This window comes from Pseudomonas sp. HN2-3, from assembly GCF_020691745.1.
Taxonomy (GTDB): domain Bacteria; phylum Pseudomonadota; class Gammaproteobacteria; order Pseudomonadales; family Pseudomonadaceae; genus Aquipseudomonas; species Aquipseudomonas capeferrum.
This window is the reverse complement of the sequence record NZ_CP085704.1, coordinates 456,722-470,979: the sequence shown is the minus strand read 5'-3', so window position 1 is coordinate 470,979 and position 14,258 is coordinate 456,722. Positions and strand designations below refer to the sequence as shown.

At 58.9% G+C, this 14,258-nt stretch carries 10 protein-coding genes and 1 tRNA gene; 10 read left to right on the top strand and 1 reads right to left on the bottom strand.

Annotated features, from left to right (window positions below; all coding sequences use genetic code 11):
* Nucleotides 1–40 precede the first annotated feature (40 nt).
* A complete protein-coding gene (gene plsY / locus LJX93_RS02020) occupies nt 41–610 on the top strand; it encodes a glycerol-3-phosphate 1-O-acyltransferase PlsY (RefSeq protein WP_033703062.1) in 570 nt (189 codons plus the stop codon).
* Between the two features lie 6 nt (nt 611–616).
* On the opposite strand, the gene tsaD is transcribed toward plsY, so the two are convergent.
* The gene (gene tsaD, locus LJX93_RS02015; protein ID WP_047583864.1) at nt 617–1,642 is read right to left on the bottom strand and encodes a tRNA (adenosine(37)-N6)-threonylcarbamoyltransferase complex transferase subunit TsaD; all 1,026 of its coding nucleotides are present in this window, start codon (nt 1,640–1,642) and stop codon (nt 617–619) included.
* A 204-nt stretch (nt 1,643–1,846) separates the two neighbouring features.
* Between tsaD and rpsU the strand changes: the two genes are divergently transcribed.
* The 9 genes from rpsU (at nt 1,847) to LJX93_RS01970 (ending at nt 13,133) form a co-directional block, all read left to right on the top strand.
* Nucleotides 1,847–2,062 carry a 30S ribosomal protein S21 gene (gene rpsU, locus LJX93_RS02010; RefSeq protein ID WP_003255575.1) on the top strand — a complete coding sequence of 72 codons (216 nt, stop codon included), beginning with the start codon at nt 1,847–1,849 and terminating at the stop codon, nt 2,060–2,062.
* Nucleotides 2,063–2,372: 310 nt separating this feature from the next.
* Entirely contained in the window at nt 2,373–4,355 is a 1,983-nt protein-coding gene (gene dnaG, locus LJX93_RS02005) for a DNA primase (protein ID WP_033703064.1), read from the top strand.
* A gap of 67 nt (nt 4,356–4,422) precedes the next feature.
* Nucleotides 4,423–6,270: an RNA polymerase sigma factor RpoD gene (rpoD, locus tag LJX93_RS02000; RefSeq protein ID WP_033703065.1), complete on the top strand. Its 1,848-nt coding sequence runs from the start codon at nt 4,423–4,425 to the stop codon at nt 6,268–6,270.
* 131 nt (nt 6,271–6,401) lie between these two features.
* Entirely contained in the window at nt 6,402–10,145 is a 3,744-nt protein-coding gene (locus LJX93_RS01995) for a bifunctional diguanylate cyclase/phosphodiesterase (RefSeq protein ID WP_095065567.1), read from the top strand.
* A gap of 15 nt (nt 10,146–10,160) precedes the next feature.
* A tRNA-Ile gene (locus LJX93_RS01990) sits at nt 10,161–10,237 on the top strand.
* 126 nt (nt 10,238–10,363) lie between these two features.
* Nucleotides 10,364–11,437: a tyrosine-type recombinase/integrase gene (locus LJX93_RS01985; protein ID WP_227696710.1), complete on the top strand. Its 1,074-nt coding sequence runs from the start codon at nt 10,364–10,366 to the stop codon at nt 11,435–11,437.
* 303 nt (nt 11,438–11,740) lie between these two features.
* On the top strand, nt 11,741–11,959 hold the full coding sequence (locus LJX93_RS01980; RefSeq protein WP_227696709.1) for a DNA-binding protein: 219 nt from the start codon (nt 11,741–11,743) through the stop codon (nt 11,957–11,959).
* 4 nt (nt 11,960–11,963) lie between these two features.
* A complete protein-coding gene (locus LJX93_RS01975; protein WP_227696708.1) occupies nt 11,964–12,173 on the top strand; it encodes a hypothetical protein in 210 nt (69 codons plus the stop codon).
* Between the two features lie 681 nt (nt 12,174–12,854).
* The gene (locus LJX93_RS01970) at nt 12,855–13,133 is read left to right on the top strand and encodes a TraK family protein (RefSeq protein WP_227696707.1); all 279 of its coding nucleotides are present in this window, start codon (nt 12,855–12,857) and stop codon (nt 13,131–13,133) included.
* Nucleotides 13,134–14,258 lie beyond the last annotated feature (1,125 nt).

The window sequence follows — 14,258 nt, the reverse complement described above, 5'->3', positions numbered from 1 at the left end:
CGCCGTTAGAATCAGGGCGTCCTCGCCCGGAATAGTTAGCATGTTTTGGTTATTGGCGCTGCTCGCCTACCTGCTCGGCTCGCTGTCCTTCGCCATCGTCCTCAGCCGCCTGTTCGGTAGCCCGGACCCCCGTTCCAGCGGTTCGGGCAATGCCGGGGCCACCAACATGCTACGCCTGGCAGGCCGCAAGCTGGCGATCCTGACCCTGCTTGGCGACCTGTGCAAGGGCTTGTTGCCAGTATTGCTCGCCCGCCTTGCCGGGCTCGACCTGCACGCGCAGGCCTGGGTTGGCGTCTGCGCGGTGCTGGGCCACCTGTTCCCGCTGTACTTTCGCTTCCAGGGCGGCAAGGGCGTCGCGACTGCCGCCGGCCTGCTCATGGCCCTGTACTTCCCAGCCGCACTGCTGGCCATCGCCGCCTGGCTGCTGACCTTCTACCTCACCCGCACCAGCTCGCTGGCAGCGCTAATCGCCACGCCGCTGACCCTGCCCCTGCTCGCTTGGCGCGAGCCAGAGGCCTTGCTACCGATCAGCGTACTCACGGTGATGATCGTCTGGCGTCATCGCAACAACCTGCGCGACCTGTTCGCCGGGCGCGAACGCCACTTCTGACACCTTTCAGACCGGCGGTAACTGCTCCATCGGCCAACGCGCCTGCACACTGATCGCCAGGTCCTGCTGCTGCCCCGCCAACAGGCGCTGGCAGCCGGCATAGGCGATCATGGCGCCGTTGTCGGTGCAGAACTGCGGGCGCGCGTAGTACACGTTGCCCTTCATGCTGCCCAGCATGTCCTCGAGGGACGCGCGCAAAGCCTTGTTGGCGCTGACGCCACCGGCGATCACCAGCCGCTTCAGGCCAGTCTGCTTCAGGGCCCGCTTGCACTTGATGGTCAAAGTCTCCACCACCGCCTGCTGGAATGCCAGGGACACGTCGCAACGGGTTTGCTCACCGTCGTCGCCAGCATCGCGGCATTGCTGCCAGGTGTTCAGGGCGAACGTCTTGAGGCCGCTGAAACTGAATTCCAGGCCTGGGCGATCAGTCATCGGCCGCGGGAAGACAAAGCGCCCCGGTACGCCCTGCTCGGCCAGCCGGGCGATTTCAGGGCCGCCTGGGTAGTTCAGGCCGATCAGCTTGGCGGTTTTGTCGAAGGCCTCACCGGCCGCGTCATCCAGGCTCTCGCCCAACAGTTGGTAATGGCCGATGCCATCAACCCGTACCAGCTGGGTATGGCCGCCCGACACCAACAAAGCGACGAACGGGAATTCGGGTGGGGTTTCTTCCAGCATGGGCGCCAGAAGATGGCCTTCCATGTGGTGCACACCAATGGCCGGAATGTCCCAGGCAAACGCCAGCGCCTGGGCGCAGGAAGCTCCGACCAGCAACGCGCCGACCAGCCCAGGACCCGCGGTGTAGGCGATGGCGTCGATCTCGGTGGCCACGCAGCCAGCCTCGTCCAGCACCTGGCGGATCAGCGGCAGCATGCGCTTGACGTGATCGCGTGAGGCAAGCTCGGGGACCACACCGCCGAACACGCGGTGCAGGTCGATCTGGCTGAACAGCGCGTCGGCCAACAAGCCGCGTTCGCTGTCATATAATGCGACGCCAGTTTCGTCGCAGGATGTTTCCAATCCCAGTACTAGCATGGGTTCGTCCCTTGTGGGGGCTGAATTCGAAGCCGCGCATGATAGTCGCCGTGTCGGGTGCCGACCAGCGGTTTTCGATCAGAGGCTTTGCATTCCGGCCAGCTAAGGGTTAACATCCGCAACCCTTGAAAACCGACGTTCTCCAGCACACCTTTGTTTTGCCAGGAGCACGTCTACCCCGGTAATGAATTAAGGTAGCCCTGGATGCCAGCCGTCAAAGTTAAAGAGAACGAACCCTTCGACGTAGCTCTGCGTCGTTTCAAGCGCTCCTGCGAAAAAGCCGGTGTACTGGCTGAAGTTCGTAGCCGCGAGTTTTACGAGAAGCCGACCGCAGAGCGTAAGCGTAAAGCAGCTGCCGCTGTTAAGCGTCACGCCAAGAAAGTTCAGCGCGAACAGCGCCGCGCCGTTCGTCTGTACTAATACAGACGTTCTACGCAAAGCTTCTGCCCTGCCCGGCTCACCGCCGGGCCGATGGCAGCGGTTGCTACACAATTGCTTCAAACTTGGGCAGCTAGCTCAAGGCCCCTACGCACTCGCGTCATGCGAACTGCAGCAGGGCAACCTGCCTGAAACGTCAGAGCTGGTCCTTGACCAGGCGTGCACGTCCTGTCTGACGAGCCTTCATTGGCTGGCGACGAGCACATACCTCCCTCGCACTTCCCCTTGCAGCATTCGCCCCAACCGGCGCGTGAGCGATTAGACTTGCCAGTTGCCAGATGACGAGACTGCCATGGCCGGGCTGATTCCCCAGAGCTTCATTGACGACCTTATCAACCGCCTCGACATTGTCGACGTGGTGAGTTCGCGCGTCCAGCTGAAAAAAACCGGCAAGAACTACTCCGCCTGCTGCCCGTTCCACAAGGAAAAAACCCCTTCCTTCACGGTCAGCCCCGACAAGCAGTTCTACTACTGCTTCGGCTGCGGCGCCGGCGGCAACGCCCTTGGCTTCGTCATGGACCACGACAACCTGGACTTCCCCCTGGCAGTCGAGGAACTGGCCCGTGCCGCCGGCATGGAAGTGCCACGCGAGGAAGGCCGGCGCGCGCAGAAGCCACGCCAGCCGACAGATTCGCCGCTGTACCCGCTACTGGATGCTGCCACCGAATTCTATCGCCAGGCCCTGCGCAGCCACCCGACCCGCAAGGCGGCGGTGGATTACCTCAAGGGGCGCGGCCTGTCCGGTGAGATTGCCCGCGACTTCGGCCTGGGCTTTGCCCCGCCAGGCTGGGACAACCTGCTCAAGCACCTGGGCGCCGACAGCCTGCAGCAAAAGGTGATGATCGACGCCGGCCTGCTGATCGAGAACGCCGAGAGCGGCAAGCGCTATGACCGCTTCCGCGACCGTGTGATGTTCCCGATCCGCGACAGCCGTGGCCGGGTGATCGCCTTCGGTGGCCGCGTACTGGGGGACGACAAGCCCAAGTACCTCAACTCCCCGGAAACCCCGGTTTTCCACAAGGGCCAAGAGCTCTACGGGCTTTACGAGGCACGCAAGCACAACCGCAACCTCGATGAAATCATTGTCGTCGAGGGCTACATGGACGTTATCGCACTGGCCCAGCAAGGCCTGCGCAATGCCGTCGCCACCCTCGGCACCGCCACCAGCGAAGAACACCTCAAGCGCCTGTTCCGTGTGGTGCCCAGCGTATTGTTCTGTTTTGACGGCGACCAAGCCGGGCGCAAAGCCGCCTGGCGCGCACTGGAGTCGACCTTGTCGGCCCTGCAGGACGGCCGCCGCGCACGCTTTTTGTTCCTGCCCGAAGGCGAAGACCCGGACAGCCTGGTGCGCGCCGAAGGCACCGATGCTTTCATGGCACGCATCAACCAGCACGCCCAGCCACTGGCGGATTACTTTTTCGAGCAATTGAGCATTGAGGCCGACCCGCGCTCACTGGAAGGCAAAGCGCATCTGGCCACCCTGGCTGCACCGCTGGTCGAAAAAATCCCGGGCGCCAACCTGCGCCAGCTGATGCGTAACCGCCTGAAAGAAATTACCGGCCTCGACCCGCAGCAAGTAGAGCAATTGGCCCAACAGCCGGCTGCCAACAGCAGCGTACCGGACTACGACCCGGGCTATGACTACGACGCCATGGCCAGCTACACCCCGGACTTCGGCGACATGCCGCAGCACGACTACGCCCCGGCGCAGCAAGAGCAGCAATGGAAGCCGAACAAGGGTGGCGGCAAGAAACCGTGGAGCGACAAGCCCTGGGACAAAAACCGCAAAGGCGGCAAGCCCTGGCAGCAACGCGATGAGGCGCCACCGCGCACGCCAGCCCCCGTGGAGCCGCCTACGCTGGCCGCCCTGCGCACCCTGCTGCACCACCCGCTGCTGGCCGGAAAGGTGGAAGATGCCAGCCACTTCGCCGACGAAGAGCACCTCTACAGCCAGTTGCTGGTGGCATTGATCGAAGCCGCGCAGAAGAATCCTGGGCTAAGCTCAATGCAGCTGATTGCACGCTGGCACGGCACCGAACAGGGCCGTTTGCTGCGGGCATTGGCCGAGAAGGAATGGCTGATCGTGGCCGACAACCTTGAACAACAGTTTTTCGACACTATAACTAGCTTGTCCGCCCGCCAACGCGAGCGCAGCCTGGAACATCTGCTCAGGAAAGCACGTCAAAGCGAGTTGAGCAGTGAGGAAAAATCTCAGCTTCTCGCCCTGCTTAGCAGGAATGTTCCCGCACAAACGCCGACCTCATCTGGCGCGTGAGGCCCATGCTCGGGTATAATCCTCGGCTTGTTTTTTGCCCGCCAAGACCTTCAGTGGATAGGGTGTTATGTCCGGAAAAGCGCAACAGCAGTCTCGTATCAAAGAGTTGATCACCCGCGGTCGTGAGCAGGGCTACCTGACTTACGCGGAGGTCAACGACCACCTGCCTGAGGATATTTCAGATCCTGAACAGGTGGAAGACATCATCCGCATGATCAACGACATGGGGATCAACGTATTCGAGAGTGCTCCGGATGCGGATGCCCTTCTGTTGGCGGAAGCCGACACCGACGAAGCCGCGGCCGAAGAAGCCGCTGCTGCGTTGGCGGCAGTTGAAACCGATATCGGCCGCACGACCGACCCGGTGCGCATGTACATGCGTGAAATGGGTACTGTCGAGCTGCTGACCCGCGAAGGCGAGATCGAAATCGCCAAGCGTATCGAGGAAGGCATCCGTGAAGTCATGGGCGCCATCGCTCACTTCCCGGGTACTGTCGACTACATTCTCAGCGAATACGATCGTGTCACCACCGAAGGTGGCCGTCTGTCCGATGTGCTCAGCGGTTACATCGACCCTGATGACAACATCGCTGCCCCGACCGAAGAAGTGCCTGTTCCAGGCGCCAAGGCCGCGGCTACCAAGGAAGAAACAGACGACGAAGAAGAAAGCGAAGAGAGCGATGACGAGGAAGAGGCCGAAAGTGGCCCGGACCCCGTCGTAGCAGCTCAGCGTTTCGGTGCCGTTGCCGATCAGCTTCAAGTCACCAACAAGGTGCTGAAGAAGAGCGGTCGCAGCGCCAAGGAAAGCATCGCGGCCCTTCAGGCCCTGGCTGACCTGTTCATGCCGATCAAGCTGGTACCCAAGCAGTTCGAGGTACTGGTCGAGCGCGTGCGTGATGCACTGAGCCGCCTGCGTCAGCAAGAACGCGCCATCATGCAACTGTGCGTCCGTGACGCCCGCATGCCGCGTGCCGACTTCCTGCGCATGTTCCCAAGCAACGAAACCGACCAGACCTGGAGCGGTGACCTGGCCAAGCGTAGCACCAAGTGGGCTGCCGCCCTGGGTGAAAAAGACGCTGCCATCGTCGCTTGCCAACAGAAGCTGATCGACCTTGAGACCGAGACTGGCCTGACCGTCGCCGAGATCAAGGAAATCAACCGTCGCATGTCGATCGGTGAAGCCAAGGCCCGCCGCGCCAAGAAAGAAATGGTCGAGGCGAACCTGCGTCTGGTGATCTCCATCGCCAAGAAGTACACCAACCGTGGCCTGCAGTTCCTCGATCTGATCCAGGAAGGCAACATCGGCTTGATGAAAGCGGTGGACAAGTTCGAATACCGTCGCGGCTACAAGTTCTCGACATATGCCACCTGGTGGATTCGCCAGGCGATCACCCGCTCGATCGCCGACCAGGCGCGCACCATCCGTATTCCGGTGCACATGATCGAGACGATCAACAAGCTCAACCGCATTTCCCGGCAGATGTTGCAGGAAATGGGTCGTGAACCGACCCCGGAAGAGCTGGGCGAGCGCATGGAAATGCCTGAGGACAAGATCCGCAAGGTACTGAAGATCGCCAAAGAGCCGATCTCCATGGAAACCCCGATCGGTGACGACGAAGACTCGCACCTGGGCGACTTCATCGAGGACTCGACCATGCAGTCCCCGATCGATGTAGCCACGGTCGAAAGCCTCAAGGAAGCCACCCGCGACGTGCTCTCGGGCCTGACCGCCCGCGAAGCCAAAGTGCTGCGTATGCGCTTCGGCATCGACATGAACACCGACCACACCCTCGAAGAGGTGGGCAAGCAGTTCGACGTGACCCGTGAACGGATCCGTCAGATCGAGGCGAAGGCGTTGCGCAAATTGCGCCACCCAACTCGCAGCGAGCATCTGCGCTCCTTCCTCGACGAGTGATGACAAACCCCGGCCCAGGCCGGGGTTTTTCTTTTACGGCCCCGGCTGCAACACAATGCCCGACTTCCGCCCCACATCCCCCTGAATGCCGGTCTACACTCGTCGTCAGACACTCTGATCGCGAGGCCGCTATGCCCCTGATGCCGGCCATCCTGTTGCTGCTCCTGATTCTGTGGACCACAACGGCCGGCGCCCTGACCCTGACAGACGAGGAAAAAGCCTGGCTGGCTGCCCACCCGCAGTTGAGCCTGGGCGTAGACGCCTCTTGGCCACCGTTCGAGTTTCGCGACCAGGAGGGCCGGTACCAGGGATTGGCCGCCGACTACATCGCCATGATCCAGGAACGCCTGGGTGTGACGCTAAAACCGGTCGAGCCAAAGAGCTGGACCGAGGTATTGGCGCAAGCGCGCGATGGCAAGCTCGACCTGCTCCCCGGCATCATGTCGACCCCAGAGCGTCAGGGTTATCTGGCCTTCACCCGCCCCTACCTCGACTTCCCCATTGTCATCCTTGCCCACAAAGGCGGTGCACAACCCCGTTCATTGAAAGACCTGTACGGCCTGAAAATCGCCGTGGTCGAGGATTACGCCCCACACGAACTACTGCGCACCCACCACCCGGACCTCAACCTGGTGGCCATGCCCAATGTCAGTTCGACGCTGCAAGCCCTGGCCACAGACGAGGTCGATGCCGTGGTCGGCGACCTCGCCTCGAGCATCTGGAGCTTGCGCCAGCTCAAGCTCGACGGCCTCTACGTCAGCGGCGAAACGCCCTACCGCTACCAGCTGGCCATGGCCGCACCGCGGGATAACAAAGTCCTGGTGGGCATTCTCGATAAGGTCATGGCCGACATGACCAGCGCCGAAGTCAGCCATATTCAGCAGCGCTGGGTCGGCAACGTGGTGGACCAGCGCATGTTCTGGTCCGACATGCTCATCTATGGCTTGCCTGCAGTGCTGCTACTGGTGGCGATTCTCGCAGTAGTCATTCGTATCAACCGTCGGCTCAGCTCGGAAATTTCCCGTCGCATCGCCCTGGAACAAGAACTGCGCAGCAGCGAGTATCACTACCGCGGCCTGGTCGAAAGCCTGTCGGCAATCGCCTGGGAGGCGGACGCCAACGACTTTACCTACAGCTATGTCTCGCCCCACGCCGAGGACCTGCTCGGCTACCCGCTGCATGATTGGCTCAAACCGGGCTTCTGGCGCAGCATCCTGCACCCCGAGGACGCGCTCTGGGCCCAGGCCTACTGCGACAGCGAGACCGCCGCCAGGCGTGATCACAGCCTCGACTACCGGGTGATCCGCGCCGATGGCCAACCGCTCTGGGTGCGCAACATCGTCAGCCTGATCGAGCATGGGCATCGGCCGGTGATGCGCGGGCTGATGATCGACATCAGCGAGACCAAACGCACCGAGGATGCCCTGCGCCTGTCGGAGCAGAAATTCGCCTCGGTGTTCCAGCAGTGCCCAGACATCCTGCTGATCGCCCGCCACAGCGACGGCTGCCTGCTGGAGGTCAACGAGGCCTTCGAGGAGCAGATCGGCCTGACCCCGGGCCAAGTCATCGGCCGCACCGCCACCGAGCTGGACCTGTGGGCCTTAGAAGGCAGCGGCCCACGTTTGCTCGAACGCCTGCACCAAGGCGGCATCCGCAACCTCGAAATGAGCTTCCGGCGCAGCAACGGCCAGCTGTTCACGGGCCTGACCTCGGCAGAAACCTTCGAACTCGATGGCACCCCGGCGCTGGTGGTGGCCGTGCGCGACATCAGCCAGCTCAAGGAAACCCAGGAGCAACTGCAAACCTCGGAAGAGAAGTTCGCCAAGGCGTTTCACGCATCACCCGATGGCCTGCTGCTGTCGCGCCAGAGTGATGGGCTGCTGATTGAAGTCAACGAGGGCTTCTGCCGCCTCACCGGCTATGACCTGAACCCGAGCATCGACCAGACCTCCCTCGACCTCGGCATCTGGGTTGACCTGAACGAACGCAAGCGCCTGGTCGACCAACTCAAGCGTGATGGCTTCGTGCGTGATTTCAGCTGCCACATCCGCCGCAGCGATGGGCAGATCCGCCTGTGCGAGCTGTCTGCCAGGCCCCTGCCGATCGGCGGTGTCGACTGCATGCTGACCATCGCCCGCGATATCACCGAGCGCCACCTGATGCAGGAAAAACTGCAACTGGCCGCCACCGTGTTCGAAAACACCGCCGAGGGCGTGCTGATCACCGATATCGACCAGCGCATCAGCGCGGTCAACCGCGCCTTCAGCGAAATCACGGGCTACAGTGAGATCGAAGCGCTCGGCCAGACCCCGCGCCTGCTTGCCTCTGGCCAGCACGACAGCGCCTTCTATGCCGCCATGTGGCACCAACTGACCGCCGAGGGCCATTGGCAGGGCGAGATCTACAACAAGCGCAAGAATGGCGAGTTCTACCCTGGCTGGCTGACCATCAGCGCGGTGCGCAACAGCGAGCGTGAAATCACCCACTTCGTCGCCGTGTTCGCCGACATCTCCAGCCTCAAGCACGCCCAGGCCAAGCTCGACTACCAGGCCCACCACGACCCACTGACCGGCCTGCCCAACCGCGCGTTGTTCGAGAATCGCCTGCAGGCGGTGCTTACCTGCGCCCAGGTCTCCAACCGCCAGGGCGCGGTCCTGTTCCTCGACCTCGACCGCTTCAAGCACATCAACGACAGCCTTGGCCACCCGGTCGGCGACCTGTTGCTCAAGGGTATCGCCCAGCGCCTGAAAGAGCAGGTGCGTGACGTCGACACCGTGGCCCGCCTGGGCGGTGACGAGTTCATCATCCTTCTGCCCGGCCTGCACAGGCCCAGCGACGCCAACAGCATCGCCGGCAAGTTGCTGGCCTGCTTCAGCGCGCCGTTCCAGGCCGGCGAGCACGAGTTCTTCACCAGCGCCAGCATCGGCATCAGCCTGTACCCCCAGGACGGCAGCGACGTCTCGACGCTGATCCGCAATGCCGACGCTGCCATGTACCGCTCCAAGGCCAAAGGCCGCAACCGTGTAGAAGCCTACACCCGCGACCTCACCGCCCAGGCCAGCGAACGCATCGCCCTCGAACATGAGTTGCGCCGCGCCGTCGAGCGCAACGAGATGAGCCTGTGCTTCCAGCCCAAGCTCAGCCTCAAGACCCAGAGCCTGGTCGGTGCCGAAGCGCTGATCCGCTGGAGCCACCCGACCTTTGGCGAGGTGCCGCCAGAGCACTTCATCCACCTGGCAGAAGAGAACGGCACCATTCTTCAGTTGGGCGACTGGGTGCTGGAGCAGGCCTGCCGGCAGATGCACCTCTGGAAGATGCACTACGAAGACTTCGGCCCCCTGTCGATCAACCTCGCCGGCGCCCAACTGCGTCACCCGCACCTGGCGCGGCGCATCGAACAGTTGCTCAAGACCTACCAACTGAAGGCGGGTGACCTGCAGCTGGAGATCACCGAGAACTTCATCATGAGCCAGGCCGAGGAAGCCCTGGCCGTGCTGCACCAGTTGAAAAAGCTGGGCGTGCAATTGGCCATCGACGATTTCGGCACCGGCTATTCGTCGCTCAGCTACCTCAAACGCCTGCCGCTGGACATCCTCAAGATCGACAAGTCGTTCATCCGCGGCCTGCCCGAGGACCCCCACGACGCCGCCATCGCCCGCGCAATCATTGCCCTGGGCCGCAGCATGCAGTTCACCATCATTGCCGAAGGCGTGGAGAACCAGGCCCAACAGCGCTTCCTCGCCGCCGAAGGCTGCGAACAGATCCAAGGCTACATCGTCAGCCTGCCCCTGCCGGCGGAGGAATTCGCTGCGGCGTTTCTTCGTATAGCACTAACCGATCTTTCGGATGGCACCCTTTCAAAACCCTCGTTATAATCCGGCCACCTCTGAGGGCCTATAGCTCAGTTGGTTAGAGCAGAGGACTCATAATCCTTTGGTCCACGGTTCGAGTCCGTGTGGGCCCACCATACTCAAAGCCGCGCATTGCGCGGCTTTCGCGTTTCTGGCGGAACCATCTCGGATACAGTCCTATGGTCCAAAGGTACAAATTAGGTACAGTGCGGCTTCGCTTGCACGCCTTTGGAGTCCTTCAGATGGCCACAATCGTTAAAACCCCTGCCGGCACCTGGAAGGCCGTCATCCGCAAAACCGGATGGCCGACTAACGCCAAAACCTTCCACACCAAACGCGACGCTGAGGATTGGTCACGACGCACCGAAGACGAGATGGTGCGCGGTGTGTACATCCAGCGCAGCGGCTCTGAGCGTATGACGCTCGAAGTAGCGCTTAAACGCTATCTCAATGACATTACCCCCACCAAGAAGCCAACAACACAGCGTGGAGAGACTTCGAAGGCCAAGAAGCTCACAGAGCATCTGGGCAAATACTCGCTCGCTGCCCTCTCTGCCGAAATCATCGCCAACTATCGCGACAAGCGATTGAGCGAGAAAGGACGCGCCGGGACTACCAGCAACAACACGGTACGCCTGGAGCTAGCCCTGCTTAGTCACCTGTTCACTGTAGCCATCCAGGAATGGGGCTTGGGCCTAACCTTCAACCCCGTGCTAAACATTCGCAAGCCCAGCCCAGGTGAGAGACGTAACCGTCGGCTATCTGCCGATGAAGAACGGCAGTTAATGGCCGCCGTCAACAAGCACAGCAATCCCATGCTGGGCTGGATCGTCGGCATCGCTCTGGAGACCGGTATGCGCTCCGCTGAGATCAGCACGCTGCGTAGGCCTATGGTCGATCTGGAACGACGCATAGTGAAACTGGTGGACACCAAAAACGATGGCCAACGCACTGTGCCGTTGAGCAGACGAGCAACAGAGCTGTTCAAGGCTGCTATGGCGAACCCAGCAAGACCAAGCGACTGCCATTTGGTGTTCTTTGGCGAGCCAGGCAAAGACGGAAAGCGTCGACCTTATGCTTTCACCAAGATATGGGGATTGCTTATTAAAGAGCTTGGATTATCCGACTTTAGATTTCATGACCTGAGGCATGAGGCAGTGAGCCGATTAGTTGAGGGAGGGTTATCTGACCAGAAAGTTTCAGCAATAAGCGGGCACAAGTCCATGCAGTTGCTAAAGCGATATACGCACCTCCGCTCAGAGGACTTGGTCAAGAAAATTGACAAGATCAAGAAGCGGGCCACATCAAAAGTTTAGCTAAACAAAATTTCCGCACACCACGCCAAGACCACTGAATTTCGATATATCGAAAGGAACCCATAGAGATTTTAGCGGCTAAAATTCAGGGCACGCCATATGAAACCAAAGCCTAACAAAAAATCAGACACCCTTAAAGCTGAAAAATACGTACATCAACAAACCGATATATCGAAATTAAAAAATTAACACACTGAAAACAAAGGATATTTATTATTTTCTTAACCAACTTACATAAATAGCTTTGAAACTATTCGAAATTTATCTAGGATTACTTCAGATTTTCGGACCTGGAGTATTGCTATGAACACTGAACAAGCCATCTTGGAGAAATACAACGGCGCGCCGCTTCTCTCCATTGACCAGCTAGCGGAGATACTACTGAGAAGCAAAAATGGCTTGCGCCTCAGCCTTTGCGGCGACAACGAGGTCTCGCGCAAGTTTTCACCGTGCAAAGTGAAAATTGGTAGAAGGGTCTATTTCCGGACATCTGACGTAGCAAAAGCTTTAGATCAGGAATAACTCCATGGGCATAAATCTAAGGATGGAGAGGATCAAACCTGAAAAGGGCTACACAGTGATTCACAACCATATTTTCAATGATAAAAAACTAACATTTAAAGCGAAAGGAATTCTGGCCCTACTGCTTTCGCTACCTCCGAACCCGAAAAACTTGAGCATTGAAAAATTGCCAGGTGGAACAAAGATGGTGTTTCCGCAGTTCGTTCTGGAATAGACGAGCTGAAGATCGCTGGCTACTTGGATGTGGAGCAGATTAACAACGATCTTGGGCAGTATGATGGGTCGCGGTAGGAATGGGGTCCGTTGGTTCCTTCGCGATACGGCTTCAGGGGCTGATGCCCGTCAGAAAAATGGCAAAATCCCGGATGCGGAAAATCCGCACTCGGACGAACCATCGTCGGGAAAGCGTGGCCCTATAAATACTTACAAAACAAAAACCCCAAAAAGCAAAAAAACTACTACCCCGCTCCGGGGAAACGCGGGTGACGTAAAGAGCCTTAAGTTCACTGCCACCATGCTCGCGGAGACACAGCTCCAGTCCGCAAGGCTCTGGAACAGGTCGATCCAGAAGACCGTCAGAGGATGCTCGATGACTTCTGTGCCGCAGTCAAAGCGGGGTCTATCAGGACCTCCTAGCTCGCATGGCTACACGGGGTAATCAAGCGATACCGGAACGGCCAATACAACTTTAAGCCGTTACCACCCAAGCCAGCGTCAGCCAGTAATCCACCATTACCTGCCGAAAGCGCGGCGCCGGCTTCCTCAGTTTGCCCCTCAAGTGTTACGCCTACAGAACCGTCGAGCGTAGGCTTAGACGCATTGAGTAAGTTAAAGAAAAACAGATGTAGGCCAGATTGAATGCTTTTGGCCCTTAACAACACTTGGGGGACATTTCATGTTGAATGAAAAACACCACGCCATAGCCAAATCGCTAAGCCAGAGGATCGCGGAGAGGGTAATCAGGAACAACGCTCCAGATAGCCCCGCCGTTCACCGGGCGATAGTAGTCATACACAAACAAGAAATCTTGGAGGCGATTCACCGTGGCTGCTCTCTATTGAGCATCTGGACGACGCTTAGAGCTGAGGGCGTAGTTGACTTTGGATACCAAGCCTTCAGCCGTCACGTCAAAAACATTGCCAGAGGCAACGACCGTTCGGAAGCGAACACTTAGGAGTTATTTTATCGAATAACCTCCTTTGTCGTAATAACCAAAGCTGTATTCCGCTGAGCATTTACTAACAAGTCGCATTGTTAATGCTGAAAAATTCTAAATTATTCACGCCTAGAAACCCTGACTATCGGTTCAAACAGCCAGAGGCAATCGGGCATGCTATTGCGATTTGCAGGGCAAGACAGGTGAAGTTAGCTAACCGACAAGTCGGCTAGCTAACTTTACCAACGCGTATTCGCGCCTCCGGCACTCAATGCGGTCTTGCTCTGCGAGGCCATCGCTACCGCGATCCAGTAAACGCCCAGATTGAGACCACCCAAGCCGAAATGCTTCGGCTGGTCCAGGCACTGAAATTTTAGCGGCAAAAAAATCCCCCCTACGCTGGAGCACTTGTGCTGAAATTTATATTAGGGAAATGGCTACTCGGCACGGTCACTTTTCTGCCCGTTCACCTCGCGCTCGCGGGCATAACTGTCGCAGACGGGGTTAACCTGAGCCAAACGACAATCAGCGCGATTCAGAACGTCGCATCTGTCATGAAGCATGATTGAGCATTGCTATGGGTTAAGTGCAGAAGATGACGGGATTTCAAATCTTTGTTAACAAAAAGCCGCCGCAAGACTAGGGTCTTAAATAACCTGGCTCAGGAATCACGCCGGAAATTTTTTTCTCAGGAGTAATCTATGAAGCCCCCCGTGGACACGTCAGATATTCATTTCATTGGAGACCAAGACGACCTTTCCGCCCAGGAGCCCTGCTTCATCACCCGAACGAGCCTACGGCAAATCCTTGGGGCGTGTGGTGTAGAAACCCTACTGGATCTCGCTGCTCGCTCGGCGGAAGCTGTGCCTGATGCTCAAAACGCTACTGATGAATAGCAGTGGGGACCGCTCTACCACCTTGAGCCAGGCGTTGTACCCAAGAAAACCTTCCAGTACCTGACGCAGCATCAGGACTGAGTTACCCTTACGCGTCAAGCATGACATAGCACGGTTGAGGCCAACGCCGCGGCACGCCATGTGAGGACCCGGTGCGTACTTTAGAGACTACTCACGTGCAAAGACGTAACCTCGGTCAAGCGCGCTGTAGATTGTCGAGGAAACCACCTTGCCGTAATACCCAGAG